General features: G+C 69.6%; 30 protein-coding genes. 15 read left to right on the forward strand and 15 right to left on the reverse strand.

Annotation, left to right across the window (positions count from 1 at the left end):
* Positions 1 to 103 precede the first annotated feature (103 nt).
* From asnB to OG524_RS02435, 3 genes are all read right to left on the reverse strand, one after another.
* Positions 104 to 1,954: an asparagine synthase (glutamine-hydrolyzing) gene (gene asnB, locus OG524_RS02425; protein ID WP_405392636.1), complete on the reverse strand. Its 1,851-nt coding sequence runs from the start codon at positions 1,952 to 1,954 to the stop codon at positions 104 to 106.
* A 175-nt stretch (positions 1,955 to 2,129) separates the two neighbouring features.
* Positions 2,130 to 3,356 carry an MFS transporter gene (locus tag OG524_RS02430; RefSeq protein ID WP_405808819.1) on the reverse strand — a complete coding sequence of 409 codons (1,227 nt, stop codon included), beginning with the start codon at positions 3,354 to 3,356 and terminating at the stop codon, positions 2,130 to 2,132.
* A gap of 623 nt (positions 3,357 to 3,979) precedes the next feature.
* On the reverse strand, positions 3,980 to 4,414 hold the full coding sequence (locus OG524_RS02435) for a VOC family protein (RefSeq protein WP_405392634.1): 435 nt from the start codon (positions 4,412 to 4,414) through the stop codon (positions 3,980 to 3,982).
* A 168-nt stretch (positions 4,415 to 4,582) separates the two neighbouring features.
* On the opposite strand from OG524_RS02435, the gene OG524_RS02440 reads away from it, so the two are divergent.
* Positions 4,583 to 5,290 carry a 2-phosphosulfolactate phosphatase gene (locus OG524_RS02440; protein ID WP_405392633.1) on the forward strand — a complete coding sequence of 236 codons (708 nt, stop codon included), beginning with the start codon at positions 4,583 to 4,585 and terminating at the stop codon, positions 5,288 to 5,290.
* Positions 5,291 to 5,493: 203 nt separating this feature from the next.
* Here OG524_RS02440 and OG524_RS02445 read toward each other — a convergent pair whose 3' ends face one another.
* From OG524_RS02445 to OG524_RS02460, 4 genes are all read right to left on the reverse strand, one after another.
* Entirely contained in the window at positions 5,494 to 6,060 is a 567-nt protein-coding gene (locus tag OG524_RS02445; RefSeq protein WP_405808821.1) for a hypothetical protein, read from the reverse strand.
* Positions 6,061 to 6,184: 124 nt separating this feature from the next.
* Positions 6,185 to 6,769 (reverse strand): hypothetical protein, encoded by a 585-nt coding sequence (locus tag OG524_RS02450; RefSeq protein ID WP_405392631.1) that lies wholly within the window; start codon positions 6,767 to 6,769, stop codon positions 6,185 to 6,187.
* Positions 6,762 to 7,316, reverse strand: a complete 555-nt coding sequence (locus OG524_RS02455) for a SigE family RNA polymerase sigma factor (RefSeq protein WP_405392630.1) — start codon at positions 7,314 to 7,316, stop codon at positions 6,762 to 6,764. The genes OG524_RS02450 and OG524_RS02455 overlap by 8 nt, the downstream gene beginning before the upstream one ends.
* Positions 7,317 to 7,843: 527 nt before the next feature.
* A complete protein-coding gene (locus OG524_RS02460; protein ID WP_405392629.1) occupies positions 7,844 to 8,377 on the reverse strand; it encodes a GNAT family N-acetyltransferase in 534 nt (177 codons plus the stop codon).
* 191 nt (positions 8,378 to 8,568) lie between these two features.
* Between OG524_RS02460 and OG524_RS02465 the strand changes: the two genes are divergently transcribed.
* From OG524_RS02465 to OG524_RS02480, 4 genes are all read left to right on the forward strand, one after another.
* Positions 8,569 to 9,048, forward strand: coding sequence for a hypothetical protein (locus OG524_RS02465; protein ID WP_405808824.1), 480 nt, complete (start codon positions 8,569 to 8,571; stop codon positions 9,046 to 9,048).
* A 6-nt stretch (positions 9,049 to 9,054) separates the two neighbouring features.
* On the forward strand, positions 9,055 to 9,177 hold the full coding sequence (locus OG524_RS02470) for a hypothetical protein (RefSeq protein ID WP_405392627.1): 123 nt from the start codon (positions 9,055 to 9,057) through the stop codon (positions 9,175 to 9,177).
* A gap of 39 nt (positions 9,178 to 9,216) precedes the next feature.
* Positions 9,217 to 9,375, forward strand: coding sequence for a hypothetical protein (locus tag OG524_RS02475; RefSeq protein ID WP_405392626.1), 159 nt, complete (start codon positions 9,217 to 9,219; stop codon positions 9,373 to 9,375).
* 248 nt (positions 9,376 to 9,623) lie between these two features.
* Positions 9,624 to 9,998 carry a hypothetical protein gene (locus OG524_RS02480; RefSeq protein WP_405392625.1) on the forward strand — a complete coding sequence of 125 codons (375 nt, stop codon included), beginning with the start codon at positions 9,624 to 9,626 and terminating at the stop codon, positions 9,996 to 9,998.
* Between the two features lie 285 nt (positions 9,999 to 10,283).
* Here OG524_RS02480 and OG524_RS02485 read toward each other — a convergent pair whose 3' ends face one another.
* Complete coding sequence (locus OG524_RS02485; protein ID WP_405392624.1) at positions 10,284 to 10,865, reverse strand: TetR/AcrR family transcriptional regulator; 582 nt, start codon at positions 10,863 to 10,865, stop codon at positions 10,284 to 10,286.
* A gap of 91 nt (positions 10,866 to 10,956) precedes the next feature.
* Here OG524_RS02485 and OG524_RS02490 point away from each other — a divergent pair, with 91 nt between their 5' ends.
* Both OG524_RS02490 and OG524_RS02495 read left to right on the forward strand, forming a co-directional pair.
* Positions 10,957 to 11,403 carry a DUF1772 domain-containing protein gene (locus OG524_RS02490; protein WP_405392623.1) on the forward strand — a complete coding sequence of 149 codons (447 nt, stop codon included), beginning with the start codon at positions 10,957 to 10,959 and terminating at the stop codon, positions 11,401 to 11,403.
* Between the two features lie 95 nt (positions 11,404 to 11,498).
* A complete protein-coding gene (locus OG524_RS02495) occupies positions 11,499 to 11,783 on the forward strand; it encodes a hypothetical protein (protein ID WP_405392622.1) in 285 nt (94 codons plus the stop codon).
* Between the two features lie 204 nt (positions 11,784 to 11,987).
* Here the strand turns inward: OG524_RS02495 and OG524_RS02500 are convergent, their stop codons facing one another.
* Positions 11,988 to 12,551: a dihydrofolate reductase family protein gene (locus OG524_RS02500; protein WP_405392621.1), complete on the reverse strand. Its 564-nt coding sequence runs from the start codon at positions 12,549 to 12,551 to the stop codon at positions 11,988 to 11,990.
* Between the two features lie 258 nt (positions 12,552 to 12,809).
* Between OG524_RS02500 and OG524_RS02505 the strand changes: the two genes are divergently transcribed.
* A complete protein-coding gene (locus OG524_RS02505; protein ID WP_405392620.1) occupies positions 12,810 to 13,262 on the forward strand; it encodes a hypothetical protein in 453 nt (150 codons plus the stop codon).
* A gap of 129 nt (positions 13,263 to 13,391) precedes the next feature.
* Here the strand turns inward: OG524_RS02505 and OG524_RS02510 are convergent, their stop codons facing one another.
* From OG524_RS02510 to OG524_RS02520, 3 genes are all read right to left on the reverse strand, one after another.
* Positions 13,392 to 13,697 (reverse strand): zinc-binding dehydrogenase, encoded by a 306-nt coding sequence (locus tag OG524_RS02510; RefSeq protein WP_405392619.1) that lies wholly within the window; start codon positions 13,695 to 13,697, stop codon positions 13,392 to 13,394.
* A gap of 118 nt (positions 13,698 to 13,815) precedes the next feature.
* The gene (locus OG524_RS02515; RefSeq protein WP_405392618.1) at positions 13,816 to 13,944 is read right to left on the reverse strand and encodes a hypothetical protein; all 129 of its coding nucleotides are present in this window, start codon (positions 13,942 to 13,944) and stop codon (positions 13,816 to 13,818) included.
* A 34-nt stretch (positions 13,945 to 13,978) separates the two neighbouring features.
* Entirely contained in the window at positions 13,979 to 14,218 is a 240-nt protein-coding gene (locus OG524_RS02520) for an alcohol dehydrogenase catalytic domain-containing protein (RefSeq protein ID WP_405808828.1), read from the reverse strand.
* 361 nt (positions 14,219 to 14,579) lie between these two features.
* Between OG524_RS02520 and OG524_RS02525 the strand changes: the two genes are divergently transcribed.
* Complete coding sequence (locus OG524_RS02525; protein WP_405808830.1) at positions 14,580 to 15,101, forward strand: hypothetical protein; 522 nt, start codon at positions 14,580 to 14,582, stop codon at positions 15,099 to 15,101.
* 112 nt (positions 15,102 to 15,213) lie between these two features.
* On the opposite strand, the gene OG524_RS02530 is transcribed toward OG524_RS02525, so the two are convergent.
* Together OG524_RS02530 and OG524_RS02535 are read right to left on the reverse strand one after the other, a co-directional pair.
* The gene (locus OG524_RS02530; protein WP_405392616.1) at positions 15,214 to 15,426 is read right to left on the reverse strand and encodes a hypothetical protein; all 213 of its coding nucleotides are present in this window, start codon (positions 15,424 to 15,426) and stop codon (positions 15,214 to 15,216) included.
* Between the two features lie 348 nt (positions 15,427 to 15,774).
* Positions 15,775 to 17,607 (reverse strand): AMP-dependent synthetase/ligase, encoded by a 1,833-nt coding sequence (locus tag OG524_RS02535; protein WP_405392615.1) that lies wholly within the window; start codon positions 17,605 to 17,607, stop codon positions 15,775 to 15,777.
* A gap of 671 nt (positions 17,608 to 18,278) precedes the next feature.
* Between OG524_RS02535 and OG524_RS02540 the strand changes: the two genes are divergently transcribed.
* The 4 genes from OG524_RS02540 (at position 18,279) to OG524_RS02555 (ending at position 22,122) form a co-directional block, all read left to right on the forward strand.
* Positions 18,279 to 19,019 carry a TetR/AcrR family transcriptional regulator gene (locus OG524_RS02540; RefSeq protein WP_405392614.1) on the forward strand — a complete coding sequence of 247 codons (741 nt, stop codon included), beginning with the start codon at positions 18,279 to 18,281 and terminating at the stop codon, positions 19,017 to 19,019.
* 75 nt (positions 19,020 to 19,094) lie between these two features.
* Positions 19,095 to 19,592, forward strand: coding sequence for a DUF4334 domain-containing protein (locus tag OG524_RS02545; RefSeq protein WP_405808832.1), 498 nt, complete (start codon positions 19,095 to 19,097; stop codon positions 19,590 to 19,592).
* A complete protein-coding gene (locus OG524_RS02550; RefSeq protein ID WP_405392612.1) occupies positions 19,589 to 20,680 on the forward strand; it encodes an NAD(P)-dependent alcohol dehydrogenase in 1,092 nt (363 codons plus the stop codon). Before OG524_RS02545 ends, OG524_RS02550 begins: the two co-directional genes overlap by 4 nt.
* 245 nt (positions 20,681 to 20,925) lie before the next feature.
* Positions 20,926 to 22,122 (forward strand): TetR/AcrR family transcriptional regulator, encoded by a 1,197-nt coding sequence (locus OG524_RS02555; RefSeq protein WP_405392611.1) that lies wholly within the window; start codon positions 20,926 to 20,928, stop codon positions 22,120 to 22,122.
* A 142-nt stretch (positions 22,123 to 22,264) separates the two neighbouring features.
* On the opposite strand, the gene OG524_RS02560 is transcribed toward OG524_RS02555, so the two are convergent.
* The gene (locus OG524_RS02560; protein WP_405808835.1) at positions 22,265 to 23,473 is read right to left on the reverse strand and encodes an oxygenase MpaB family protein; all 1,209 of its coding nucleotides are present in this window, start codon (positions 23,471 to 23,473) and stop codon (positions 22,265 to 22,267) included.
* Between the two features lie 330 nt (positions 23,474 to 23,803).
* Between OG524_RS02560 and OG524_RS02565 the strand changes: the two genes are divergently transcribed.
* On the forward strand, positions 23,804 to 25,057 hold the full coding sequence (locus OG524_RS02565) for a GAF domain-containing protein (protein WP_405808837.1): 1,254 nt from the start codon (positions 23,804 to 23,806) through the stop codon (positions 25,055 to 25,057).
* A 118-nt stretch (positions 25,058 to 25,175) separates the two neighbouring features.
* On the forward strand, positions 25,176 to 26,699 hold the full coding sequence (locus OG524_RS02570) for an aldehyde dehydrogenase family protein (protein WP_405808838.1): 1,524 nt from the start codon (positions 25,176 to 25,178) through the stop codon (positions 26,697 to 26,699).
* Positions 26,700 to 26,854: the final 155 nt, after the last annotated feature.

Here is a 26,854-nt window from a genome sequence, read left to right on the forward strand (position 1 = left end):
CGGCCCTTCGGGGATGGAAAGGGCCGCCGGGGGTACGGGTGTCCGTGGCCTTCAGGGGGGCCGGCCACGGACAGGAGCGCGGTACCAGCGGTACTTGGCGGTGCTAGAGGTCGATCGAGACGTCGTACGACTCCAGCCAGGCGTTGAGCCAGAGCGGTACTTCCAGGTCGATGCGGGTGATCTGCGTGCTGGCCGTGCTGATGCTTCCGTCGAGGCGGCCGCGGGTCCGTTCCAGGTCGAGGAGCGGCAGGATCGGCGCGTTGCCCTGACCGATGACCTCGGCGAGCTTGTCCCGGAGCTTCTTCTCGTAGCCCGAGTCCTGGGTGCTGGGGTAGGGCGCCTTCACCCGCTGTGCGATGGACTCGGGAAGCACGTCGCGGGTGGCGGCGCGCAGCAGGCTCTTCTCACGTCCGTCGAAGGTCTTCATGGCCCAGGGGGCGTTGAAGACGTACTCGACGAGACGGTGGTCGCAGAACGGGACGCGCACCTCCAGTCCGACGGCCATGCTCATCCTGTCCTTGCGGTCCAGGAGGGTGTTGAGGAAGCGGGTGAGGTTGAGGTAGCTGATCTCCCTCATGCGCTTCTCCAGACCGGTCTCACCGGCCAGGACCGGGACTTCGGCGATGGCGTCGCCGTAGCTGGAGCGCCGGTAGGCGGGGATGTCGAGGGTTCCCAGCAGGCCGCCGTCGAACAGCGGCGTGCCGTCGTAGAACGGCCCCGGCGTCGTGGTCAGCCAGGGGAACGTCTCGGCGGTGAGGACCTCCGGGTCGTGGAACCAGCTGTAGCCGCCGAAGAGTTCGTCGGCGGACTCGCCGGAGAGTGCGACCGTGGAGCGTTCCCGTACCGCCTGGAAGAGGAGGTAGAGGGAGGGCCACAGGTCTCCGTACCACATGGGGGGCAGGTCGGTGGCGGCGAGGACGGCCGCCCTGACCCCGGGGTCGCTCAGATCGTCGCTGTTGAGGAGGATCTCCTTGTGCTCGGCGGCCACGTGCTGGACGAGGTCCCGTACGAAGGGCGCGTCGGGCGTACTGCGCAGGGGGTCGGGGACGAAGTTCTCCTCGGCTCCGACGAAGTCGACGGAGAAGGAGCGGACCGGACCCGCCCCCTCGGCGGCCAGTGCCTTGGCGGCCAGGGCGGTGATCGCGGAGGAGTCCAGTCCGCCGGAGAGCAGGCTGCACAGGGGCACGTCGGAGATGAGCTGGCGGCTCACGGTGTCCTCGAGCAGGCCGCGGACCGTGTCGATGGTCTGCTTCAGCGTGTCCGTGTGCTCCTTGGCCTCCAGCGCCCAGTAGCAGCGCCTGACCAGACCCTCGCGGCGGACCCGGACGGTGTGGCCGGGCCGGACCTCGTACATCCCGGTGAAGATCGCGTGCTCGGGGGTCTTGACCATGTCGAGGAGTTCACGCAGGCCGTCGGTGTTGATCCGGCGGGGGATGCCCGGGTGCGCGAGGATCGTCTTGGGCTCGGAGCCGAACAGGACCCCGTCGGCCGTCGGGTAGTAGTACAGCGGTTTGACGCCCATCCGGTCCCGCACGAGGAGCAGTTCCTGGCTGCGGACGTCCCAGACGGCGAACGCGAACATGCCGTTGAGCTTGTCGACGAGCCCCTCCCCCCATTCCAGATAGCCGCGCAGCACCACTTCGGTGTCGCTGCGGGTACGGAAGTGGTGTCCCCGGGAGGCGAGGTCGGACCGGAGCTCGCGGTAGTTGTATATCTCGCCGCTGAAGGTCAGGACGGCGAGTGTGCGTCCGTTCTCCTCGGCCGTCATGGGCTGACGGCCGCCCTCCAGGTCGATGACCGAAAGCCTGCGGTGGCCGATCGCGGCATGCCGGTCGATCCACACCCCTTCGTCGTCCGGGCCGCGGCACGCCATCGTCCGCGTCATGGCGTCGACGACGGCGCGCTCCTGTCCTAAGTCGCGCGTGAAATCTACCCAGCCCGCGATGCCGCACATAAGCGACGTACTCCTTCGGTCGTTGAACGGAAGAACGGCGGACGCCTGCCTGATACGGGCGCCCGTGTCCGTGGGACAAGGGATGTGTGTGCAGGTCACCGGTCCGGCCCGTCGCGGCGGGGTGGCTGCGACGGACCGGACGTCGGGCAGAAGCCCCGTGTGAGGAGCGGTCGCCCTACGGCTGGTGAGCCGGCTCGGGCCATGTGACCTTTCGGGCGTGGTGAACGCCGATGGCCACCACGGTGAGGACCGCGGCCGTACCGGCGAGTGCCATGACCATGGACGGGGAGGATCGGTCGACCACCACGCCTCCGGCCAGGGCGCCCATCGAGATGGTGGCTTGGAACGATGCCGTGAAGAGCACCGAGGAGGCCTCGGGGGAATCGGGACAGGCCTTGACGAACCAGGTCTGGGAGCAGACCGGAACGGCCCCGTACGCGATGCCCCACAGGATCAGCAGGCTCACCGCCCCGAGCCGGCTACCGCCGAGCACCGGGAGCAGCAGGGTCGCCCCGGCGATCATCGCGGCGGCTGCCGCGAAGGTGGCCCTCGGATGGCGTGCCACGAGTGATCCGCCCAGGAAGTTCCCGGCGATGCCGGCTGCCCCGTAGATGAGCAGGAACACGGTGATGAGCCCGGCGCCCACCTGTGTCACCTGTTCCAGGAAGGGGGTGACGTAGGTGTAGGCCCCGAAGTGGGCGAGCACGACCAGGAAGGTGATCACCAGCGCGAACCGGGTGTTGACGCTTTTCAGCATGCCGGTGAGCACGCGCAGGCGTGTGGGCTCCTCCGCGGGCAGGGACGGGACCACCAGGATCAGCAGGACGAATACGGCGAGGGTCAGGACTCCCATGACCAGGAAGGCTGTCCGCCACCCCGCGACGTCCCCGATGAACGTGCCCATCGGTACGCCGAGCACGGATCCGAGCGGCACCGCGGAGAAGATCACCGCTGTGGCGCGGCCGACCGACTCCGGGGGCACCAGCCGGCCGGCCAGCCCCGCCCCGATCGACCAGAACCCTCCGATGGTGATGCCGACCATCACCCGGGAGACCAGGACCAGCCAGTAGCTGGAAGCGGCTGCCGCCAGGAAGTTCGCAAGCGCCAGCAGGAGGATGAACGCCCCCAGCATGAGACGCCGGTCGATGCGCCCTGTGGCCACGGTGACCAGAGGTGCCGAGATGGCAGCCAGGAAGCCCGGCATGGTCATCATCAGGCCGGCCATTCCATCGGAGATGGTGAAACTCGACCCGATGGAGGTAAGCAAGCCGATCGGCAGGATTTCGGTGGTGACGATCGAGAAAATACCCAGCATCACCGAGATAACGGCCAGCCACGAGACGAGTGGCGACCTGGCCGGCAGTTCAGCGGGGTCGATGGAAGTAGTCGTTGCTGTGGACACGAATCCCGTCCTGTTGTGGGGCCTCACAAATGATTGTGAGCACTATTGCAGCAGGGACAGGAGACACCTTCTGGCAGTTTTCCGACGTCAACAAGAGCGCCCGGCCACCCCGCCGACCCGTCGGCCGAATTGCGTCAGCACCGGAAAGCCCGGCGTTCCGGCTGTTCAGGCGGCTCGGACGGGCTCGGGAGCCGGTGACGGTACGCCCCTCATCCGGGCGGCAAGTCCGCACTACTTCGTCAAGTCGGCGAACACGGGGAAGGCGGGGAACGCAGGGAAGGCGGACCCACGCAAAGAGAGGGCACGGGATCGGCGCGTTCGAATTTTTACTTTCTTCCATCAAAAGTGCATGAACAAGAAAGGAAACAGTCAACTCGGACCGCTTGCCCGCTTCGGAAATCCTCGCCGCGGGTTCACCGGGGTGCTCGGGCGCACAACGCCTGGCTCAGCGGAAATGCTCTCGACCGGCGGTTGGAGCGCAGCGGCGCCCGCCGGTCGGCCTCTCGCTCCTCGCTCCTCGCCGAGCATGACGGAGCGGCCCTCGTCACCGGCACGCGCTCAGGCGTGTCGGCGACGAGGGCCCGGATGGAGAATCGCGCGGAGGTGCCACGTGGGGCGGCCACTCAGTCGAGGCAGAACTCGTTGCCCTCGATGTCCTGCATCAGGAGGCACGACTCGTTCTCGCCGTCGGCAAGCAGGAGTTGCCCCCGTACCGCGCCCAGCGGGACCAGCCGCGCGCACTCGGACTCGAGTGCGGCCAGGCGCTCGTCACCCACGAGCCCGGTACCGACCCGCACGTCAAGATGCACCCGGTTCTTGACGACCTTGCCCTCGGGAACACGCTGGAAGTACAGCCGTGGGCCGGCACCTGAGGGGTCCTGGCAGGCGAACGAGGCCCCTTGGCGCTCCGGCGGCAGTGTCCGATCGAAGTCGTCCCAGGTAGCGAACCCCTCGGGAGGCGGCGGTACGACGTACCCCAGCACCTCGCACCAGAAACGCGCGACGCGCTCCGGTTCCGCGCAGTCGAAAGTCACTTGGATCTGCCTGATCAACACCATCGGGCCAGCATAGAGGCGGGCACTTCCGTCGCCCCCGCGGGCCGGGCCGCATCTGCCCGGCATCGTCCCCATCGCTGCGACCTCACCGAATCATCCATCGACGACCACCGACGTGATGCGCGCCACTCTCCCGGTGCCTCGGGCCGGGCATGCGCGATCGTGACCGGAATGGACACTCGTTTCCTCGGCATCCCTGATCTGGTCGAGGCCCCTTCCGTGGCGGTCGTGGTCGACGTCATGCGTGCTTTCACCGTGGCTGCCTGGGCCTTCGCCCAGGGGGCGGAAAAGATCGTCCTTGCAGAGTCGCTGGACGAAGCCCTGGCGCTCAAGGCCCGCCACCCGGACTGGGTGGCGCTCAAGGACGGTCCGCCCGCGCCCGGGTTCGACGCCGTCAACTCGCCCGGCCTGCTGCGGTCCGTCGACCTCGGCGGACGCACCGTCGTGCAGAAGACCACGGCAGGGACGGTCGGCGCGCTGGCGGTCAAGGAGGCGCGGTTGGTGCTGTGCGCCGGCTTCGTCGTGGCGGAGGCAACGGCTCGGCTTCTCCGGACACGCGGAGGTGACAGTGTCACGTTCGTGGTCACCGGCGAGGACGGACAGGCCGATGAAGATCTGGCGTGCGCCCAGTACATCGCCAGGAGAGCCACCGAGGCCGGAACGGCGGATGCTGCTGAGTACCTCCGCCGCGCTGCCGTGTCTCGGGCGGCCACCGAGCTGAGGGAGGGGGTGCGTCAAGGGGTCCATCCCGACGACGTCGCACTCTGTGTGGAGCTCGACCGCTTCCCCTTCGCCATGGTGGCGGCCTTGGAGGACTCGCTCATGGTCCTGCGTCGGTGCGCCGCGCCTTCAGGGACCGGCGACGACGCCCCCATCTGACCTGCTGGTGGACCGGGCGGTCCGTCTTCGGAGCCGGTTGCCCGGGTGTTGAGGACCGGGCAACCGGCAGCGTTCTCACGGCTGGTGACCGGACCACCTCCCGGCGGCCCGGTCACACCGCGATCATCGCCACGTGCACCCGCGGCTCCGAACCGCGCGGCCGGTGCTCGTGGTCAGGCAACGGCCGTCCTCGGCCCCCGCGTTCAGGGCGTGTACAGCGACTGCAGCCTGGTCACCCTCCCCTCCCCGTCGAAACTCAGGTCGTACCCGAGGGGCGAGCGGGCCGAGGACGGCCGGGCCGTGAGCCGGCTGACGAAATCGGCCTGGGAGTACGACGCGGGGTGCTTCTCGTCGCCGAGCGGGACCGACAGCGTCACCTTGGCGTCCTCTGTCATGCGCACCTCGGTGTAGGGCCCCTCGCCCGGGACGATCACCCATGCCTCGAATTGGGGGTGGGCCTTCTTCTGGGCGGGCCGCACCGACAGGTACGTCCCTCCGTCGCCGGTCCGGGCGTCATCGATCTGCACGAACTGCTTGGTGCCGGCCCAGGGGGCCGCAGCGGTCGACGACGTGCCGTCCGGCTTCGCCCCGCCGTCCGCCCCTGTGTTCGCGGCCGTCCCGTCGGCCGACGCGGAAGGCGCCGCCGATGTCACGGGTGCGGTGTCGGCCGCCTGGCCGTCGCCCTCGCCGCTGCACCCGGTCAGGGTGACCAGGCTGAAGGCGAGAGCGGTGAGGCAGCGCACGGCGGCCGGACAGTGTGAGACGCGCATGGTCAAGATCCCCCAAGAATCAGGTGTGTTCTGGCTACGTGGTCTCTACGCGCCGGCACACCCCTCGGGTTGCACCCTGAGCCGCTTCATTTCTCGTGGCCCGCCCGAGAGTTCCTCTGCGGGCTCACTCGGCGAGCCAGTACGCCTCCCGCAGTGAGTGCACGCGGCCCTCGCTGTCGTAGTCGATCGCGAACACCCACTGCGGCCCGGCGGCCAGTCGGCCCACCAGCCCGCCCAACTGCACGTCCGCAGGGTTCCCGCCGCCCAGTTGTCGTACTTCGACCAGCGTCCCCCGCGGCAGGGTCAACGGGTGCACCACACCGGCGGAGACCGTGGTTCCCCGCACGGTGCGCAGCTGCTGGACCGTGACCTGCACCGTGTCCCCCTTCGCCACAGCGCCGTACACATAGCCCAGCTCGCCTGCGTATTCCTCACCCGCGGCGGGCATCGGCGGCACGAACGGCGAAGTGATCGGCGTCGGGATGACGGCGGGCGGCTCGGGCCCCCGGTGGGCCCCGGCCAGCGACAGGCCGCCCATGGTCACAGCCGCGGCCAGCAGGGTGCCGCCGGACACGAGAGCGGCCCGCCTGCGGCGTACACGCTGCTCGCCGCGCGCCCGGATCCGCTCCGGGGCAAGCGGCGCCACGTGCCGCCGGCCTGACTCGGCGAGGGCGGCCAGGTGGTCGTCCAGCCCGGTTTCGTCAGCCATTCCGCACCTCCGACACGCGGGTCGTCCGCGGATCCAGCTCGGTTTCGGCCAGCAGCCGTGCCAGCGCCGCCCGCCCCCGGCTCAGTTGTGCCTTGACCGTACCGACGGGGCAGTCGGCCTCGGCAGCCACCTGTTCGACCGTCAGGTCGCACAGGTGATGGAGCACCACGGCCCGTCGTTGAGCCTCGGGTATCTGCCGCAGAGCCTGAACCAGCAGCACATGGTGTGGTTCCGGTGGCGGCACCGTGGCCGGCGGGCCCTGTCGTCGGGCGAAGGCGAGCGCGGTACGCACCCGCCGCCACCGGCTGACCGCCAACCGCCAGGCCACCGTACGCACCCACGCCTCGGGGGCGCCGTTCAGGTCCAGCTCGGCCCGGCGTTCCCAGGCCCGCGCGAAGGCCTCCTGGACGACGTCCTGTGCCTCGGCGAGGTCGCCTGTCATCGCGTACAGCTGGCCGATGAGCCGTCCGACGCTCGCGGCGTAGAAGGCGTCGAACTCGTGCTCGTCCACACCCCGGCCGCTGGGCGGTTCATCTGGTGGTTGCATGCCATGCCTCTCCTCTCACGCGGCACGGTGCCATCCGGCTCCCTCGCCGCACAAGAGCATGTGGTTCTCCCTGTCCGGCCTCGCCCCGGCGCCGCCGAATCCCGCTCGTCATCCGGTGGTGCAGTCGCCGCCGTCGCAGGCCGGATGCACACCGTCGGGGTCGGCCTCGGCATGGAACCGGGGATCTTCCGGTCGGTCTGAACGGCCGTCTTCCTGTACCGCCGGTTCTCCTCGTCGAGATCTCGGTCGAGGCCCCTTCTCGCTGCCGAGGCGGGCGGGCCGTGGTCGAGTAGACGCCGTCGCCGCGTGGCCGTAGGGAGCGTGGTCCGGGTAGCGGTGACCGCCGGACCGGCTGTCGGGCGCGGAGGTGAATCACCGCGGCCGTCGCGTCCGCATCCGGCCACCCCCAAGAGGTCGACGCGGCGAGTGCGGGCATGCAGCACACACGCCCGACCGTTCCTCCCCTGCTGCACACGGTTCGCCTTCCTGGTGTTCGCGCACCCGCGGCGCCGGCGCGCAGGGGAATCTCAAGCCTGGTCGCCGAGGATCCGCTCCCACAGGAGCCCGTCCCGCCAGCTCCCGTCGAGAAGGATCGAGGAGTGCGCGACGCCGTACGGGGTGAACCCGTTGCGGCGTAGTACCCGCTGCGACGGCAGATTCTCCAGATTGGTGGACGCCTCGGCGCGGTGCAGACCGAGTTCGTCCGTCATCACCTGGAGGACGAGCCCGACGGCGTGCCCGGCGTGGCCTTGATTCTGGGCGACACCGGCGATCCAGTAACCGACGGAGCCGCGGAGGAGGTGTGGCTGCGGCAGGATGCCTCCGACGGTGACCTGGCCGATCACCTGGTCATCGGCGAGCACCACGCCCGGCCAGACCGTACCGGCACGATATCCGGCCAGCAGACTGTCGATCCGTTCCGCCTGACCCTCCCGGGTGAAGAAGGCGGCCGGCTGAGCCGGTTCCCACCGCCGGAAAGCCTCGAAGTCCCGCACCCGGTGCTCGGCGATCGGGGCCGCGTCGGTGGGCTCGATCAGGCGGATCCTGGTGCCGCTGCGCATGGGCTGGTTCCTCGTCGCGGTGGGTCGGATGAAACGGTCAGCCTATGCGAGGCACCCACGCCGCCTCACCCTGCGCCCGTCGGAGAATCGGCTCGATCACGCAGTTCGTGCTTCCCCCTCCGCCGGTACGTCGATGTCAGGTGCGCCTGTGAGCATGTCGATTGTCAGTGCCGTGCGCTTCACTTTCTGTCATGGAGCTCACACAAGGGACCGTCGACGATCCGCTGGCCCAAATCGGCCAGGGAGACGGCTACATCTACGTGTCCGGCGACCTTGACCCGCAGCAGCCGACCGACCTGCCCGGCGCGAGGTACGGTGCCCCGCGCGCCCTTGTCCTCGGCAGCTTCACCGATCCGACGGTCGACGAGTCCGGGGGCGCTGCTCTTCTCGCCCCCTTCGAGGACCGGGCCGTGACGATAGCGGCGTGGGCGTACGGGAATGAATGGGTCGGTACGGGTACGGTGCGGGACGCCGAAGGGGTCGAGCGGCCGGTGTTGGCGGTCGCCCGCAGGAAGGTGCCGGACCCCTTGGCAGTCGGTCCGGACGAGAAGAACGTCGACTGGATCGACCGGCTCATACGGATCACCGGCCGGACACTGCCCGCCCAGCGGCCGCACGTGGACTGGGCCGAGGTGGAGTCACGTCTGGGCACCCCACTGCCGAGCGACTAAAGGCACATGGTCGAGACGTTCGGTGCGGGCGCCTTCGACGGATTCCTGGACCTGAACCAGGTGCCGTGGACGGGGCTCCGGAAAGACGGTCTGCTCATCTGGGCGGGCACCGAGCACGAGGACCTGTAGTGCTGGAGGACAGACGGCGAGGATCCCGACCGTTGGCCCGTGGTCGTCCGGTCCTCCGACGGCGAGTACGTCCCCTTCGACTGCCAGGCTGCGGAGCTCGTCTGTCACATCCTCATCGACCCGCACCACCCGTTCACGATGGCCGGCTACTTCGATACCCACTGGTTCATGAACTACAGGGAGAGCGAGAGCGAGTGACCGGACGGCGTCGGCGCGACCCGCCACAACACACGGCCTCGAACTGAGGATGGCCGACGCGAACACACTCACCCCGACCTCCTCGCAAGGCCGGCCGAGTGCTCGTGCTCGGAATGCGCGAAAGCCTGCCCCCCCACATGCCCCGAAGACAGCGAACTCCGAGGCGGCCCAGGCATCCGACGTGGGTATCCTGCTGCGGGAGTTGCAGGTGGCAAGGACGATTCGACGCAGAAACAACCGGGGGACACATGGTGCGCGCGCTGAGGGCAATAATCCCGGTCCTCGCTCTGATGGTGGTTGCGGCGGGCTGTTCCTCGTCCGAGAGCAAGGACGAGGAACGGCTCAACTCGCAGCGGGAGAAGTACTGCACGCAGTTGGGCAAGTGGCAGAAGGCACGGAACGCGGCGGACACGGACACGCCGGATCCATCAGGGTTCGACGAGGTCGGGGCCGTCGCTCAGGATGCCCTCCTCGCGATGCGACCGCTCGGGGATGAGGCCGTCGGCGGAGGCCGCACCTTGGCGGAGGCCACGGCGGCAGCGATGAAGAACAGCGACTCCGAGGCGGAGGGGCGCGTCGTGCAGTACTGCGGAGATTCCGGCTTCGAGACGCTGACCCGCTGATCTGGAGGCCTCGCGTCGACATCGGGCCCACCTGGATGAGGCAGGTCAGCAGGCGATCCGGAGCTGGCGAGTCGCCGTCAGGACGGCACTGGAATTGATCTCCGCAGAGAAGACGGCACCGACTGGCCCGTTCTTCCCGGGACTCGGCGGACGAACCGGCCAGGGCACGTACCGGGTGGTCGATCCGCGGCTGCGCCGTGTGGGCGCGAGTGACCGGACGCGATACCGCAGGCAGGCAGCGGCCGGGCCCGAGGGCCCCGGCTGTGCGCCCGCCGAAACGGTGCGTCAGAGCATGGCGAGCCGGTCCACCAACAGTTCCGTCCTCCGCTCGGTGTCCTCCGGCGGCAGCCGTCCCGCCCGGGTCAGGGTCGCCAACCCGTGCAGGGCCGCCCAGAACACCTCGGTGAACAGTCCCGGGTGGACGCCCTCCCCGGCAACCTCGCCAAGGCTCTCCAGCAGGGCGGCGAAGGCGTCCTTCAGAGGCTCCGGGGTGTCCTCGTGCGCGAACGCCAGACCGCCGTCGAGCTGGAACATGGCGTCGTAGACCGCCGGGTTGCGTGCGGCGAAGCCGAGGTAGACGCGGGCTAGGGCAGCGGCCCTGGCGCGCGGGCCGTCCGCAGCGGAGGCCGCCGCGGCCCGCAGCTCCACGGCCATCTCGGCGGCGCCTTCGAGGGCGACGGCGCCGATGATCTCGCGCTTGCCACGGAAGTGGCTGTAGAGGACGGGCTGGCTGTATTCGATGCTCTCGGCGAGCCGGCGGGTGGTGACCGCGTCCCAGCCCTGCTGCTCGGCGAGTTCGCGGGCCGTCGCCACGATGAGGCGCTCACGCACCGCCCGTTCGCGCTCCTTGCGTTCCTGTACCGACATAATTCGATCCTAGCATCGCTAGACAATCAAGCGGCAACAGCGCTAGCGTTGCCTCATCACCTAGCGACACTAGATTCCAGGATGGGTAGCCATGCTCAACGCACTTGAGATCGTCACCACCGTGATCGTCGGCCTGATGGTGGGAGTGGAGTTCTCCGTCGCCTTCGTCATCAACCCGATCTTCAACGCCCTCCCTGACGACAGCAGCCAACGCGGCCGAAGCCACGGCGGCCGGATGCTCGGCGCCGTCATGCCGGTCTGGTACATCGGCTCGCTCGTCCTCGTCGCGGTCTGGGCCCTCGCCGGATGGCGCCACGACGGCGCAGGACTCGTCGTCACCGCCGGCGCGCTGCTGATCGTCAGCGTGGTCATGTCGATCCTGCTGCTCGTCCCGATCAACAACCAGAGCAAGACGTGGACCACCGAGAACCGGCCCGAGGACTGGAAGGAGCAGATGAACCGCTGGGACCGCTTCCACTACGTACGCGTCGCCGTCATCATCGCCGCTTTCGCCCTGTTGGTCACCGCCCTCGCCTGAGCCCACAGGCCGACACACCACACCGGTGGCGCGCATTCCCCGCTCCCCGGGCCGGGCGTCCGTTGGTCATGTCCTGCCGTGCCAAGCCTTGAACCATGGTGCCTTCGGCAGTCCGCGGACTTCCCCTGCCCGCCCCACTGACCTCCCTCATCGATCACGACCTCTGGCAACACCCGGGGGACGGGGTGCCGGCGAAGGTCATCCCGTGGTTCGAGGACCCACTCGTCTTCGTGTCGAACCCGGAGCAGATGGCCTTCGCGTCCCGATCGACGGACATGTTCGCCGACGATCCGCACTCCGCCTGTTTTCGCCAGGCACGCGAAAGCAGCGGTATCACCCGCTCGAACTGCCGTGGCTCGACGCTGAACAGGCAGTGCTGATTGCCATCACTCGCAACCCCGGTGATGACGAAGCCCTGGCGCTCGAATACCGGACTGATCCCTCAGATCCCCGCGTTGTCGGCAGTGACTACTGGGCGGACCCTTCTGCGCGAGTGGCGGGTCGTAGCACCTACGTTCTCGGAATTGGTCACGCGCCTGGTCCTGTGACTTCCGCAGTCATGTCACCGGCGCGCCACGACCGCCCTAACGCACCACGCGGTGACGGAGGTATACGACTTTCGAGCCGAAGGTGCGGGTCTCGACGAGTTCGAGATCCACCCGACGCTCGCCTTGAGGAAAGTACGGAATCCCACCGCCGACCAGCACCGGGTAGACCATGACCTGGTACTCGTCGATCAGACCCGCCTCGGCAGCCTCGGCGGCGAGAGTTGCGCCACCGATCGCGATGTCGCCCTCACCCGGCTCGGCCCGCAACCGTTCGATCTCCGTCGCCAGGTCGCCGGAGGCCAGGCGGGCGTTGCCCTGCACCTCCGAGAGCGTCTTGGAGAACACCACCTTGGGGAGCGGGTTCCAGAGCGAGATCCACTCGCGCTCCGATTCGTCGAGCGTGGAATCCTGGTCGGCGGTCTCCCAGTACAGCATCGTCTCGTACAGCCGTCGCCCCAAAAGGTGGACGCCAACCCCTCGGATCTCGTCGATCCAGAAGCGAAAGGCCTCCTCCACGGGAGCCGTCCAGTTGAAGTCGCCGTCCGGCCCGACGATGTAGCCGTCGAGCGACATGCTCATCGAATAGGTCACGCTGCGCATCAGAAGTCCTCCTCGGGAACGGGTTCGACAGTATGTCCGCCGGACGCGGCAGGACTCGTCGCGGCTCGCGGGATTCCCTGGGCCGAGTCACCTCAAGACATCATCCGTCAAGAAGATCTCATTGCCTCAATGGGGCCGAATTCTGACTTTGTCACAGCAGCGCAACCGCTCCGCACGCCTCAGCAGTTGTCCAGAGTTTCTGGATACGGTTCCCCCGAATCACCGGCGATCAGAAGGGTCTTCATGAGTCTCAAGCGTATGAGCCAATTCAGCACCACCGGCGCGTTGGCCGCTGCGGCGCTCGGCACGTCGATCGTCCTCACCCCGTCGTCGGCGTCCGCGGCGAGCGAGTGGCACTGCTACGGCACCGCGGTCAAGCGTTGCGCCACCGTCTGGTGGGACGAGGCCGCCGACACCTACCGGGCGCGGGCGAAGATCACGGACGTCGCCGGTGGCGGCAGCTACCAGGTCAAGGTCACCAATGTGAGGCTTCAGCGCTTCACCAGCAACGGTGACTGGGTGACGCTGCGCACCGCGAAGGACGGCGACGGTTGGCACGGCACCCAGGACTTGGCCGGCACCACCACCGTCAACCCGTGCAACTGGCCACGGTCGAGCTTCGGCGTGGTAGCGACGTTCAGCTGGAAGGGTGCGGCATCCGGCGAGAAGATCTGGCGTCCCAACAACTCGTGGGCCCATTTCTGCAACTGACTCGCTGGAAGGCCCGTCATCCGTACGCACGGGATCGGGCGTATGAGCGACGGCGCTCCTGGGACACAGGGGCCGCGATCCGCAGAAGCACGAGCAGACGGCACCGGCACGCAACTCGCACACGCACCGTCAGGAGAAGTCCAGCACCAACCGGCCCCGCAGGCCGCCCGCCTCCAGCAGGCGGTGGGCCTCGGCCGCTTGGCCGGCGGGCAGCGCGTCGGCGACGTGCAGGGTCAGGACGCCTTGCTCGGCCTGGCGGCACATCCGGTTCAGCCGCCCCGTGTCGGTGACGCCGTCCGTCACCGACACGGGGCGCACACTGATGCCGCGCTCGGCCGGGCCGGACCAGGCCCGTAGCTCGGCCGGCGTCCCGCCGTCGGCGATGGCCGGCAGGGTCTCGGTGGTCTGCGCCGAGCCGTCCACGAGGCCGGCCACACCGTCGGGAGCGGCGTGCGCATGCGAGCGGCAACACCGGTGCCGCGCTCGACGACGTGGTCGGCGCCGGATCCGCGCACTCGGTCGGTGTCGTGCGGGGCGGCGTCCGCGATGACCGTCAGCCTACGGCCTTGGCCAGCTGGATCGCGCACCCACCGACGGCACCGGCCGCACCGGTCACGGCCACGGTTCCGCCGGGCGGCACGGCCGGCGTGTCCAGGGCGAGGCGCGCGGTCATGGCGTTCATCAGCAGGGTGGACGCCGCGTGGAGGTCCGCCCCCTCAGGCGGCGGACATCACGACCTGATCGGCGTACGCTCCGCCGTGCGGATCGGTGAACAGCACCATGGCGAGCACCCGTTGGCCCACGGCAAGCCGTCCGTCGGTCCCGGGTCCGAGCTGGTCGATCACGCCGGCGGCGTCCATGCCGGGCACGAACGAGGGCTCGCGGTCGGGCATACGGACTACGTGACCACCGGTCCGCAGCGGGACATCGGCCGGATTCACTGCGGCCGCGTGCACGCGGATACGGACTCACCGGGGCCGGCCTGCGGTTCGGGCAATTCCAGGACACGCAGAGCTTCCGGACTGCCGAAGTCGTAGACACCCATTGCCTTCACAGCCCGGTGCAACCGTCTCGCCGATTCCGCATTCCCTCACATCGAGGTCAGCGCCATCGCAAAACGCCGCCCCGCAAACACGCTCCGGCGTGCGCGGCTCAGCACGAGTCTCCTGGCCGCCCCTCACGCCGGACGCCGTGACCCGGGAAGCCCTTGATCGTTCTGTAGCCGGGCCGTCGTTCCCGCCCGTCCAGGAGCCGACTCCAGGAGCCGATCCCAAGAGCCGGCCTTCCCCGCCGACCTTCCAAGGAGTACCACCCGCCATGATCCTCTCGCGTACCGTCCAGCGCACCGCTCTCACCGCAGTGATCGTGTCCGCCTCCGCACTGACCGTGCCGGCCCCCGCGCAGGCGGCCGAGCTGCCGCCTGCCTGCCAGACGGCCCTGCTCGAGACGCTGGACAAGTTCCCGGTCGTGGATTTCACGGTCCCCGAGAAGGTCCAGAACGTCGTGCTGGTCGAGGTCCTCAACCTGAGCGATGCCGATCAGGCGGCGTTCACGGAGGCTGCGTGCACGGCCTGGAACAACTGGGCCACCACGAACGGCAAGGCCGTGGCAGGTGACCTGGACACCCGCTACCGGAACGCCGCCGGGCCGGTGTGCAACAAGTTCGCCCGGTCCGCCCTCGCGACGATCAAGAAGTACGCACCCGACGTCCCGAGCGCGACGCGGGAGTTGGAGAAGGTCGCCAAGAAGGTCTGGGGAACTTCCATGCAGAAGCTGGAGACCCAGGCCACCAACTCCGACTGCCGGCAGGCCTACAACGCGGTGAAGGTCGGCTGGTAGGGGGAAGGGCGTAGGGGCCACCCTGTGATGCGCGCCCGGCAGAGGGCGCGCACTGTCCCCGGCCGGGCGGACCACCGGCTCGTGACCCACACTGCCCACGACGGCCCGCCCCTCACCCCCGCGCGCCGGATTCGCCCTGATCGGCGAGGTGCTGCGCGACGCGCCGTATCAACTGTCGCGTACGCGCTTCGTTGCTGCCCGCGCTGATCCCGAAGACATGGCGCCCCGACACCACGGCCGCGTGAGCGACGGGGAGTTGGTGCGGGCCCGATCTGTAGATGTACAGATAGACGCCGCGCCGGGGCTTCGTGGTCTCGGCGGTCACGCAACCGCCCAACGAGGGGCGCAGCCCCAGGGAATTCCGCTCGTCGCACAGGTGTCGGCGGCCTTCGCGTCAGGAGCCACCCATCGCACGGTGACGGAGAGGATGTCGTCATCGGATCCGGATTCCGTGGCGAATCGGCAGCTGCTCGGGCGGGGCAGTTTCGTGCCCAGCACCTTACGGCTCGATGACACGGGCAATGTGACGTAGCCCGGGCCGGGTCCGGAGAGAAGTTCGGCGCTGACCAGTCCACAGGCGTCGGGCCAGTCCTTTCGCCCTGCTCCACCCGGCGCGACGGGCTTCTCCGCGTCCACGGTGCCGCCCCGGCCATGAGGAAAAGGGCCGCCCGGTTCAGTCCTCGTAGAGCGCGGACAGTGAGTCGGCGTACTTGTCCCGGATGACCCGGCGCCGCATCTTCAGCGACGGCGTCAGCTCGCCGGTCGCCGGCCCCCACTCCTCGGCCAGCAACTCGTACCGTTTGACCTGCTCGCTGCGGTTGAGCCGGGAGTTGGCGGCGGCGACCGCCCGGTCCACCTCCGCCCGGACGGCGGGGTGATCCGCCAGCCCGGCCGGTCCCCCCTCTGCCTCGACGCCGTTGGCCGCCGCCCAGGCGGGTGCGGCCTCCGCGTCGAGCACCAGCAGGGCGACCACGTAGGAGCGGTTGTCGCCGTGCACCATCGCCTGGCCGATCAGCGGGTGTCCCTTGAGCGCGTTCTCCACCAGGGACGGGGAGATGTTCTTGCCGGTGGAGGTGATGATCATCTCCTTCTTCCGGTCGGTGAGCCAGAGGTAGCCGTCCTCGTCCATCCGGCCGATGTCACCGGTGGCCAGCCAGCCGTCGGCATCCAGGGCGGACCGCACCGAACCGTCCGGCTGGAGGTAGCCGGAGAAGACGGACGAGCCCCGCACCAGGATCTCGCCGTCCTCGGCGACGCGGACCTCCACGGACTCCACCGGCCGCCCCACCGAGCCGAGCCTGAAGCCGGTCCGCGGGCTGTTGCTGGTCGCGACGCCGGTGGTCTCGGTCAGCCCCCAGGCATCCATGATGACGAAGCCGAAGCCGGCCCAGAAATTCACCACGTCGACCGACATCGGCGCCGACGCGCTGGCCGACCAGGTCACCCGGTCCAGACCACCCGCGGCCAGCAGGGGCAGCAGCACGTCCTCGCGGGCGCGGGCGTAGCGCTCCTCCAGCTCGGCGGGCGGGGTCTCGCCCCGCTCGCGGTACCCGACGTGCTCGCGGGCGACCTCGAACGACCGGTCGATGACCGCCCGCTGCTCGGCCGGCATGAGCGAGAGGATGGCCCGTACACCGGCGGACAGCTTCTCCCAGATCCTCGGCACACCGAAGAACTGCGCGGGGCGCACTTTGCGCACGACGGCGGAGACGCCCGCCGGGTCGGCGCAGAGGTAGACGTGCGAGGCCCGGTGGCAGGGCAGGTAGATGCCCAGCATCCGCTCGGCGATGTGGGCGAAGGGCAGGTAGCAGATGTGCTCGACGTGCCGGGGCAGTTCCACCACGGCGTCCAGCGCCAGGGCGTTGGACATCACCTGACGGTGGGTCAGGACGACACCCTTGGGCTCGCCGCTGGTTCCGGAGGTGTAGACGATGGTCAGCGGGTCCTCGGGGCGGGCGGCGTCCAGTTCCTTGGCGAACTGCTCGGAGACGGGCTCGCGGAGCAGGGCGGCGTACGGGAAATGGCCGCCCTCCGCGCCCTTCTCGGCCACCACCAGACCTTCCAGCGGGGTGTCGGCGTCGGCCAGCAGCGGCTCCCACACCGCCACCTGGGCCGCCGCTTCCACGACGGCGAGGCGGGCCCGGCAGTTGCGGGCGATGTGGGTGATCTGCTCGGGGGCCGCGGTGCCGTAGACGCTGACCGGGACCGCGCCGAGGCGGACCAGTGCCAGGTCGGACAGCCAGTGTTCGGGCCGATTGGACATCATCAGCAGTACGCGGTCGCCGCGCCCGACACCGAGGGCCCGGTAACCGGCGGCGAGGCTCCGGGTGTGCTCGTGGACCTCCGCCCAGCTGAACGTCTTCCAGTCGCCGGCCGGCTCCGCCGGCTGCCAGGACAGGCCGGGGAGTTGGGGGTGTTCGCGGGCGTTGCGGGCCAGCAGCTGCGGCAGGGTCCGGTCGGCCGGGGCGTCGGGCAGGTCTCCGGTGGTGCGGGGTGCCGATGTCATCGGGGCCTCCTTGCGTGTCGGAAAGGAACGTCTGGGGAGGCCGGGGCGGTGGGGAAGCCCCGGCGGGTGTGCCGGGCGGGGTGGGGCTGGTCCGGGCCGGACAGCAAGTGGGGCGATCTGCCCGCGTGGCCTGCCCGTGACCGGACCACGAGGGAGGGCGGCAGTCCTGCGTACGGGAACCGGGCGGGTGTGCTCAGCCCTCGCAGTCGTTCATGTACCGCACCACGCCGCCGATCCACGGCGGGAGGCCGATACCGGCCGGGAAGCCTCTACCGGTCGGCGAGCCGCTGCCGGCGCCTCACCCTCGGCCGGGAGCAGCCCGCCGGTCGACGGGCGCGACACGTTGCGGCCGGGAGGGCCGGGGCAGTGATGGCTCATGGATTCCCCTCTCGGTGCACAACGGGAGGGTTCCCCCTCTCGGTGCACAACGGGCTCGCCGCTACTCAACCAGGACCTTACTGAGCGTTCGCTAAGAAGGTAGGAGTACCTCTACGGCCGGTCAACTCCCTGTGCATGAAGAGTTTTCGTGGAGCTTTACCAGGGAAGTGAGATCAGAGTGGATCCTGGACGCCAGGTCTTCCTGATCGATCGCTAAGCAGTCCGGAGGAGGCGTTCGGGAGTCACGACCGCCGTACGATGTCGCCGATCGCCGCCCGTCCCGAGGAGAGTCGTTGAGCAGCACCGAGCTGAGCCAGGACAGCCAGGACACCACCACGCCACCAGCTGAGCACTGGCGCTCCTACGGACCGCTCGACCTGCACCCGATCCTGTTGCATGCCATGGAGGCCTTCAACGAGTTCGGCTACCACGGCACTTCGGTCCGGAACATCGCGGGCCGGGTCGGCGTCACCGTGCCCGCCCTGTACTACCACTACGACAACAAGCAGGCTCTGCTGGCCACCCTGCTGGAGACGTCCATCAAGGACGTCCTGGACCGCTGTCGGGCGGCGGCCGGGGAGGCGGGGGACGATCCGCTGGCGCGGCTCTGCGGCATGGTCGAGTCGATCGTGCTCTACATGGCCCACCGGCAGCAACTGGCCTTCCTGGACACCGAGATACGGAGCCTGGAGCCACAGAACCGGGCCCGCTACGTAGCACTGCGCGACTATCTCGAACACATGCTGCTGGACACGGTCCGGGCGGGCCGCGCCCAGGGCGTGTTCACCACGCCGATACCGGCCGACGCGGTGCGTTCGGTGCTCATCATGTGCCAGGGGGTGGCCAACTGGTTCCGCGCGGACGGCCCGCTCACGGCGGAGGAGGTAGCCGAACGCCACGTACTGCTGAGCCTCGGCACCGTGGGCCACCCCGGCGCGGTCACGGGCGATCCGGCCGCCCTCCGGTTCCCGGTGCGGTTCCCCCTGCGCCCTCACTCCGGCGCCCGGGGTTCCGCTCCGCGCACCCCGGAGTGAATCGGCGGGGCACGGGGCTCGACAACATCCTGACGATTCACCTCCGTGGCGTCAGCACCGACGAGAGGACACCTCATGGACCTATTCGAGGCCCGCGCCCGGTTCCAGGAGCTCCGGGAGCAGGACGGTCTGATTCCCACCCTTCAACTCGACGAGGTCTGGGCGGCGTTGGCCACGGTCCGCCCCGAGGAGATACTCGGCGACTGGAAGGGCGGCGAGTTCCGCACAGGTCACCCCCTCGACGGCACGCTGGAGAAGGCCGACTGGTACGGCAAGTCGTTCGCCGCCGTGCACGACGCCAAGCCGCTGGTCTGCCGGAACGCGGCGGGCGAGCTGTACTCCAACCGTGAGCTCGGCAAGGGCGAGGCCAGTCTGTGGACCGTCGAGTTCCGCGGCGAGGCGACGGCCACCATGATCTACGACGGCCGACCGGTCCTCGACCACTTCAAGCGGGTGGACGACACCACGCTGATGGGGATCATGAACGGCAAAGGTGTCCCCGCCGATGGCCCCTTCTTCTACTTCTTCCTCGATCGGGCCCCCGGGGCCGCGCTTGCCGGAGAGGGCTCGTGAGGCGCGTCCGCGCCGCGGTCACCGAGGTCCCGGGCGCACCGTTCACCCTCCGCGACGTGGACATCGGTGACCCGCGGCCACGCGAGGTGCTGGTGAAAATGACGGCGGTCGGCGTCTGTCACACCGATCTGGGAATGCGGGAAACCTGGCCCCGGCAGCTCACCCCGATGGTCTTCGGCCACGAGGGCACGGGCCGGGTCGAGGCGGTGGGCGCGGAGGTGACCGATGTCGCGCCGGGGGACCACGTCTGCCTCACCTTCGCCAGTTGCGGCGCCTGCGAGCAGTGCGCGGCGGGCCACCCGGCCTACTGTCACGCCGCGCAGGCCCTGAACTTCTCCGGTGGACGCGGGGACGGCACCACTCCGCTCTCTCTCGACGGCGCGCCGCTCCGCGCCGGCTTCTTCGGCCAGTCGAGCTTCGCCACGTATGCCGTGGTCCACGAGCGCGGCGTGGTCAGGGTGCCCGACGACCTGCCGGCCGCGGTGGCCGCGCCGCTGGGCTGCGGCGGCCAGACGGGCGCGGGAACCGTACTCAACCGGCTGCGCCCCGAGCCGGGTACCTCGCTGGTCGTCCTGGGCGCGGGCGGGGTCGGCCTGAGCGCGCTGATGGCCGCGGTGGCCGTGGGGTGCGATCCGGTGGTGGCCGTCGACCCGGTCGCCTCCCGCCGTGCCCTGGCCACCGAACTCGGCGCCAAGGCTGCCATCGCCCCCGGGGACGGACTGCCGGCGGCGCTGCGCGATCTCACCGGCGGCGGTGCGCACCACGTCGTGGAGACCACCGGTCGTCCGGAGATGGCCCGCCAGGCTGTCGGCGCGCTGCGCCCGCGCGGGGCGGTCGCCCTCCTCGGCCTCGGCGGTGAGGTGACGTTCGACGTGATGGGCCTGCTCGCCAAGGGCGTCCGCGTGCACGGGGTGATCGAGGGGGACTCCGACCCCGGCCGCTTCATCCCCGAGCTGATCGGCCTGTACGGACGTGGCCTCTTCCCGGTCGACCGGCTGGTCACCACGTTCCCGTTCGAGGACATCGGCGCGGCCGTGGCGGCCATGCGGGACGGCAGCGTGGTCAAGCCGGTCCTCACCTTCACCTGACCGGGCCCGCTCCGGCACGCACCGGGAACGGCGGTGCCGGAGCGGGCCCGGTCAAACCTGGGACAGGCGACTGTCGGCATCCGTCTGCCGGATCCCTCTGTCGCCTGCCGCGATCCGGCCGTCGGCCGCCGACACGAGCTGTTCACATCCCGGAACTCACGTGCGAAGTGATTCGGGAATCACGTCCCGTGCGGTCCGCGCCGAGGAATTCCGGCCTCCTGACGACGTGTGATTGACTGATCCGCATGGCCCCCGCCTCCCCGTCCGCCCGTTCGGCCGCGCCCACCGATCCGGCCGCGGCCACTCGGCCCCGCAACCGCAAGCAGCTCATCGTCGACGCGGCCGGGCGGGTCTTCAGCGAGCGTGGCTACCACGCGGCGTCCATGGAGGAGGTCGCCGCCGTCGTGGGTATCACCGCGGCGGCCCTGTACCGGCATTTCCCGAACAAGTACGCGCTGTTCACCGAGTGCGCCGACGTCATGGTGGACGGACTTGTCGCCGCGCTCGACGAGGTGCCGTCCGGAGCGGCGTTGAGGGATGTGCTCACCGCCGTCACCCGGATCACCGTCGCGCATCGCGCGTCCGGCGGCCTGTACCGATGGGAGGCCCGGTATCTCAACCGCGAGGACCGCAGGCGTCTCGGGGCGAAGTTCGGTCACCTGGTCGAGCGGGTCGACGAGGCGGTGCGGCGCGAGCACCCACTGCCTGACAGTCACCTCCGGGCCACAGCGGCCCTCGGTGCGATCGCGTCCATCACCATGCATCACACCTCCATCGCCCAACGCCGGGCCGGGGAACTGCTGCTGGCGTCCGCGCTGTGCGTGGCCGCGAGCGATTCCGCGGCGGGCCGGCTGCGCGCACGCCCCGTCGAGCTGCCCGCCCAGCCGGTGCCGCGCACACGGCGCGCCGAGATCCTCGCGGCCGCCATCCCGCTCTTCGCCCGGGACGGCTTCACCGGCGTCACGAACGGACAGATCGCGGAGGCGGTGGGACTGACCCCGTCCGCGCTGTACCGCCACTACCCCGGCAAGATCGACATCCTGGCGGCGGCGTGCCTCCAGGCGGCGGGACTGCTGGCGCAGGGTGTGGAGCGAAGCCTGCACGAGGTGGCCGGCCCGCAGGAGGCCGTCATCGCGCTCGCGGCGACGTACGTGGCGTACAGCTTTGAGTACACCGAGCTCAACAGTGTCGCCGAGGCCGAGCTCGCCGGCTTGCCGGCCGGCCCGCGTCGGCCCGTGGTCCTCGCGCAGCGGGAACACATAGCCGTCTGGGAGCAGCAGTTGCGGCTGGCCCGTCCGGAGCTGGACCCGCGCCAGGCCCGGGTGCTGGTGCATGCGGGGTTCGGTGTCGTGGTCGAGGCCGGACGCAGGCTGCGGTGGCGGGACAGCCCTGCCCATCGTGAGGCCGTGACCGTTCTGGTCGTGGATGCTCTGGGTCTCTGAGCGGCTGCCGGAACCCGGCACTCGACGAGATGCCGCCGTCGTGGATACCGCCGTCGTGAAGCGCCTCGCGTGAAAGCCACCCCACTGCCCGCCCTCGGCGCGTCTGCCGCAGGGCGGACACAGGTGGGACCGGATCGGCGGCTCAACCCACCCGGTTCGCCCGGTTCCCGGTGGGGATCGTGATGGGGGTGGTGGTCCCGGAGGAACCCTTGTTGAGGAACAGCATGGCCAGGGCGCGCACGAACTGGTCGAACATGTAGAAGGTGCCGGGCATGACGGGCGACAGCCCCTCCCGGAACAGGACGTACGCCGGCCACGCGGTACGGACCAGGGCCGCCGACACGTAGTCGCGTTTCAGCCCCAGCCAGTCTCCGACCTCGTCGCTGAGGACGTAGCGCACGAACTCGTTGATGAACCCTCGCGTGACGCCGAGGTCGATCTGTGCGGTCAGGCCGAGCAGGTCCTCGGCCAGTGCGATGCCCTCGGTCGACGGGGTGAGAATCGGGGTGAGCACCTGTGCCGACTGCTTCTCGGCGGCAGCCCATGTCAGGGGGATGTGCTCGTACGGCACGCCGAGCAGGTTGATCGCGACCTGCCACGAGTGCAGGAAGGCCTCCTGGTCCGCGGCCGGATACGGAATCCTCCAGTCGAGCAGTTTCCTGTGTACGTAGGTGCCCAGGCTGTGGAAGGTGACCAGGATGTCGGCAGCGCTGATGGGGACGGTCTCGTCGGCGACCGCCCGCCAGTGCGGCGACTGCGGCAGCAGGTGACGCACGGCGGCGTGCACCACGCGCGTCTTGTTGGCGGTCACGACGAACTGTCCCGTGGGCTCGAAGGCTCCCAGCTGGGACAGGTCGTAGCCGAACGTGAACGTCTTGGCCGCACGGTCCTGCATCTGGGCGCCGCCCGCGGACCAGTAGACGCTCTTGGCCTCGCGTGGGATCACGGTGCTCATGATTCCGCTGCCGAGTCCGTACAGCATGAAGAGATACGTGTCCCTGCGCCGGTTGAAGTCTGCGGCGCGGGCCAGCTTGGTGGGGTCGGCCCAGGAGGGCAGCCGGTTGACCTGCCCCAGGTATGCGCTGAATTCGGCCGGCAGGCCGGTGGGCAGCGGGTCGTTGTTGTTCACCCACGACGCCCAGGCGGTGTTGATCGCGGGCACATGACCGTTGTCGAGCATCGAAACCATCAGAGGGTCCGCCGCGTCGTCCCAGATCCACTCCGGACCGGTCCCCGCGTCCGCCCCGGTCACCGAGCCCGTCGACGCCCACGCCTGGGCGGGGCCCGCCACGCCCACGAGGCCGAGTGCGACGCCGAGGGACAGGGCCTTTCGCCTACTGAGATTCTCCATTGACTTACCTGCTTCCCTGATGGGCAGGACGGTTCCATGTCCTGTTGCCGTCCTGCCGGTTGAGCGGCCGATGCGTGGTGAGCCGTTTCGTAGAGATGTGATTTTCCATTAACATAGCGAGCCATGTCATCGTCGGCAATGGTGGTGACCGAGGGTCTCGTCGCCGACGTCGTCCTGGAACCGCGTCGGCCACTCGGCCCCCCTCCCCCGCCCGGCCCTCGCGCCGCGCACCCACCGGTCGTCGTGTGATTGCCCCGCACCCAGCGGTTGTCGCAGGCTGCCCGTTGCCCTGACGATGGGGAGGAACGCCGCCGCGGACGGGAGGGCGAGTTGACGGATCCCTGGGTGGCCCCGGCCGCCGACGCGAATCCCGGCGCACGGCTCGGCGAACTGCGGCGCGCGCACGAGGTGTTCACCTCCGACGGACGACTGGAGACACCGGTGCGCTCCGTGGTGGGCCAGTCGTGGCGTCGTTCCGCCCGGGCGCGGGTCAGCCCCGACGGTGCGGCACTGGTCGAGCTCCGCCCGGACGAACTCGGACCGTACCGGAACACGCATCCCCTGGCTCACGTCATGCCGATGATCCGCGAACTCATGAGTGCCTACGCCATGGACGGTGAGCATCTGTTCGCGGTCTGCGATGCCCACGGCCGGCTGCTGTGGGTCGAGGGGCATGCGCGGGCCCGTCGGCGCGCGGAGCGGATGAATTTCGTGGAAGGTGCCCGCTGGGCCGAGTCGGAGGCCGGGACGAACGCACCCGGCACCGCTCTCGCGATCGACCGCCCGGTCCAGGTGTTCGCCGCCGAGCACTTCCTCCGGCCGGTCCAGCAGTGGACGTGCGCCGCCGCCCCGCTGCACGACCCGCACACGGGCCGGGTGCTCGGCGCCGTCGACATCACCGGCGGGAACGGACTCGCGCATCCGCACAGCCTGGCGTTCGTACAGGCTGTGGCGCGCGCCGCCGAGTCCCAGCTCGCACTCGTCGCGCCGCGGTCCGCCGACGGGACGGCTCAGCTCTCCGCGCTCGGCCGCGACGAGGCGCTCCTGATCCTGGGCGGGCGCAGGATCAGGCTCAGCAGACGCCACAGCGAGATCCTGGTGACGCTGGCCCTCCACCCGGAAGGCCTCGGCGGTGACAAACTGCTGATCGAGCTGTACGAGGACGAGTCCGTCCCCCCGGTGACGGTGCGTGCCGAACTCGCCCGCCTGCGGCGGCTTCTGGGACCCGAGCTGCTGCGCTCGCGTCCGTACCGGCTCGGCACGCCGGTGGACGCGGACTTCGACACCGTCGCGCGCAGGCTGGAGTCCGGGGCGGTGGCGGCAGCGCTCGGGGCGTACGCGGGCCCCCTGCTGCCGCGTTCGCAGGCACCGGCGGTCGTCCGGCTGCGGCACCGGATCGCCGACGAGCTGCGGGCCGCGCTGATCGCGCGCGGCGATCCGGGGCTGCTGGCCGACTGGGCGTACAGCCCGTGGGGTGCGGAGGACCTCCCGGTCTGGCGGGCTCTCGCCGTGGCTGCACCCCGGGAGCGGCGGGCGGCACTACTGGCCAGGGCCCGGGTGCTCGACGCGGAGCAGCGCGCGTAGTCCGCTCACGGGGAGCGCCCGGAACGGTCCGTGCAACGGCGTTGCAACGTCGTGCGGCCTAGCTTCACACCGAGGGCCGTCCAACGGCGGGCGGCACCGGATCCGGGAGGCCACAGAGATGACCCGTTACGCCGCGCCGGGCACCGAGGGTGCCATCGTCTCGTACGAGTCCCGTTACGACCACTGGATCGGGGGCGCCTACGTCCCGCCGGCCCGTGGTCAGTACTTCGAGAACCCGAGCCCCGTCAACGGCCGCCCCTTCACGGAGATCGCCCGCGGCACCGAGGCCGACGTCGAGCGCGCCCTGGACGCCGCCCATGCCGCGGCCCCTGCCTGGGGCGCCGTCTCGGCGGGTGACCGTGCGATCGTCCTGAACCGGATCGCCGACCGCATGGAAGAGCACCTGGAGGAGCTGGCGGTCGCCGAGAGCTGGGAGAACGGCAAGCCGGTGCGCGAGACGCTGGCTGCGGACATTCCGCTGGCCATCGACCACTTCCGGTACTTCGCGGGTGCGCTGCGCGCCCAGGAGGGCTCCCTCAGCGAGATCGACGACGACACCGTCGCGTACCACTTCCACGAGCCGCTGGGTGTGGTGGCTCAGATCATTCCGTGGAACTTCCCCATCCTGATGGCCGTCTGGAAGCTCGCCCCCGCGCTGGCCGCCGGGAACGCGGTCGTCCTCAAGCCGGCCGAGCAGACCCCCGCGTCGATCCATCTGTGGATGAGCCTCGTCGCGGATCTGCTTCCGCCCGGCGTCGTCAACATCCTCAACGGCTTCGGCGCGGAGGCCGGCAAGCCGCTCGCCTCCAGTCCGCGGGTCGCGAAGATCGCCTTCACGGGCGAGACCACGACGGGGCGCCTGATCATGCAGTACGCCTCGGAGAACCTCAAGCCCGTCACGCTGGAGCTGGGGGGCAAGTCGCCGAACCTCTTCTTCGACGACGTCTGGGCGCTGGACGACGAATTCCGCGACAAGGCGCTCGAGGGCTTCACCATGTTCGCCCTCAACCAGGGCGAGGTGTGCACGTGTCCATCGCGGGCGCTGATCCAGCGCGGACACTACGGCGAGTTCCTGGAAGCGGGCATCGCCCGCACCGAACAGATCGTGCCCGGGCACCCGCTGGACACCGACACGATGATCGGCGCGCAGGCCTCCGACGAGCAGCTGAAGAAGATCCTCTCGTACCTCGAAATCGGGCAGCAGGAGGGTGCGAAGGTCCTGACCGGAGGTCAACTTGTCGAGCACGGGGGCGAGTTGGCGGGCGGCTACTACGTCCAGCCGACGATCTTCGAGGGTGACAACCGTATGCGGGTCTTCCAGGAGGAGATCTTCGGCCCCGTGCTCGCCGTGACGTCCTTCTCGGACTTCGACGAAGGAATCAGGACGGCGAACGACACGCCGTACGGGCTCGGCGCGGGCGTATGGACCCGGGACACCAACACCGCCTACCGGGCGGGCCGGGCCATCAAGGCGGGCAGGGTCTGGACGAACTGCTACCACGCCTACCCGGCCCACGCCGCTTTCGGCGGATACAAGCAGTCGGGCATCGGCAGGGAGAACCACAAGATGATGCTGGAGCACTACCAGCAGACGAAGAATCTGCTGGTGAGCTACTCACCGAAGAAGCTCGGCTTCTTCTAGGGGCACGGAAGAAGGCGCCTGACCTGGGGTTTTCCCCGGGCCAGGTGCCTTCTTGGAGCGCTCGAGCCTTTCCATGGAGGAGGCGTCGAAATACTCCTCTTCTTCCAGTTCATCCCACCCGTATCCCAGTCCTGACCAGCAGCTCCGGGCCATAC

This window comes from Streptomyces sp. NBC_01520 (assembly GCF_045040375.1).
GTDB lineage: Bacteria > Actinomycetota > Actinomycetes > Streptomycetales > Streptomycetaceae > Streptomyces.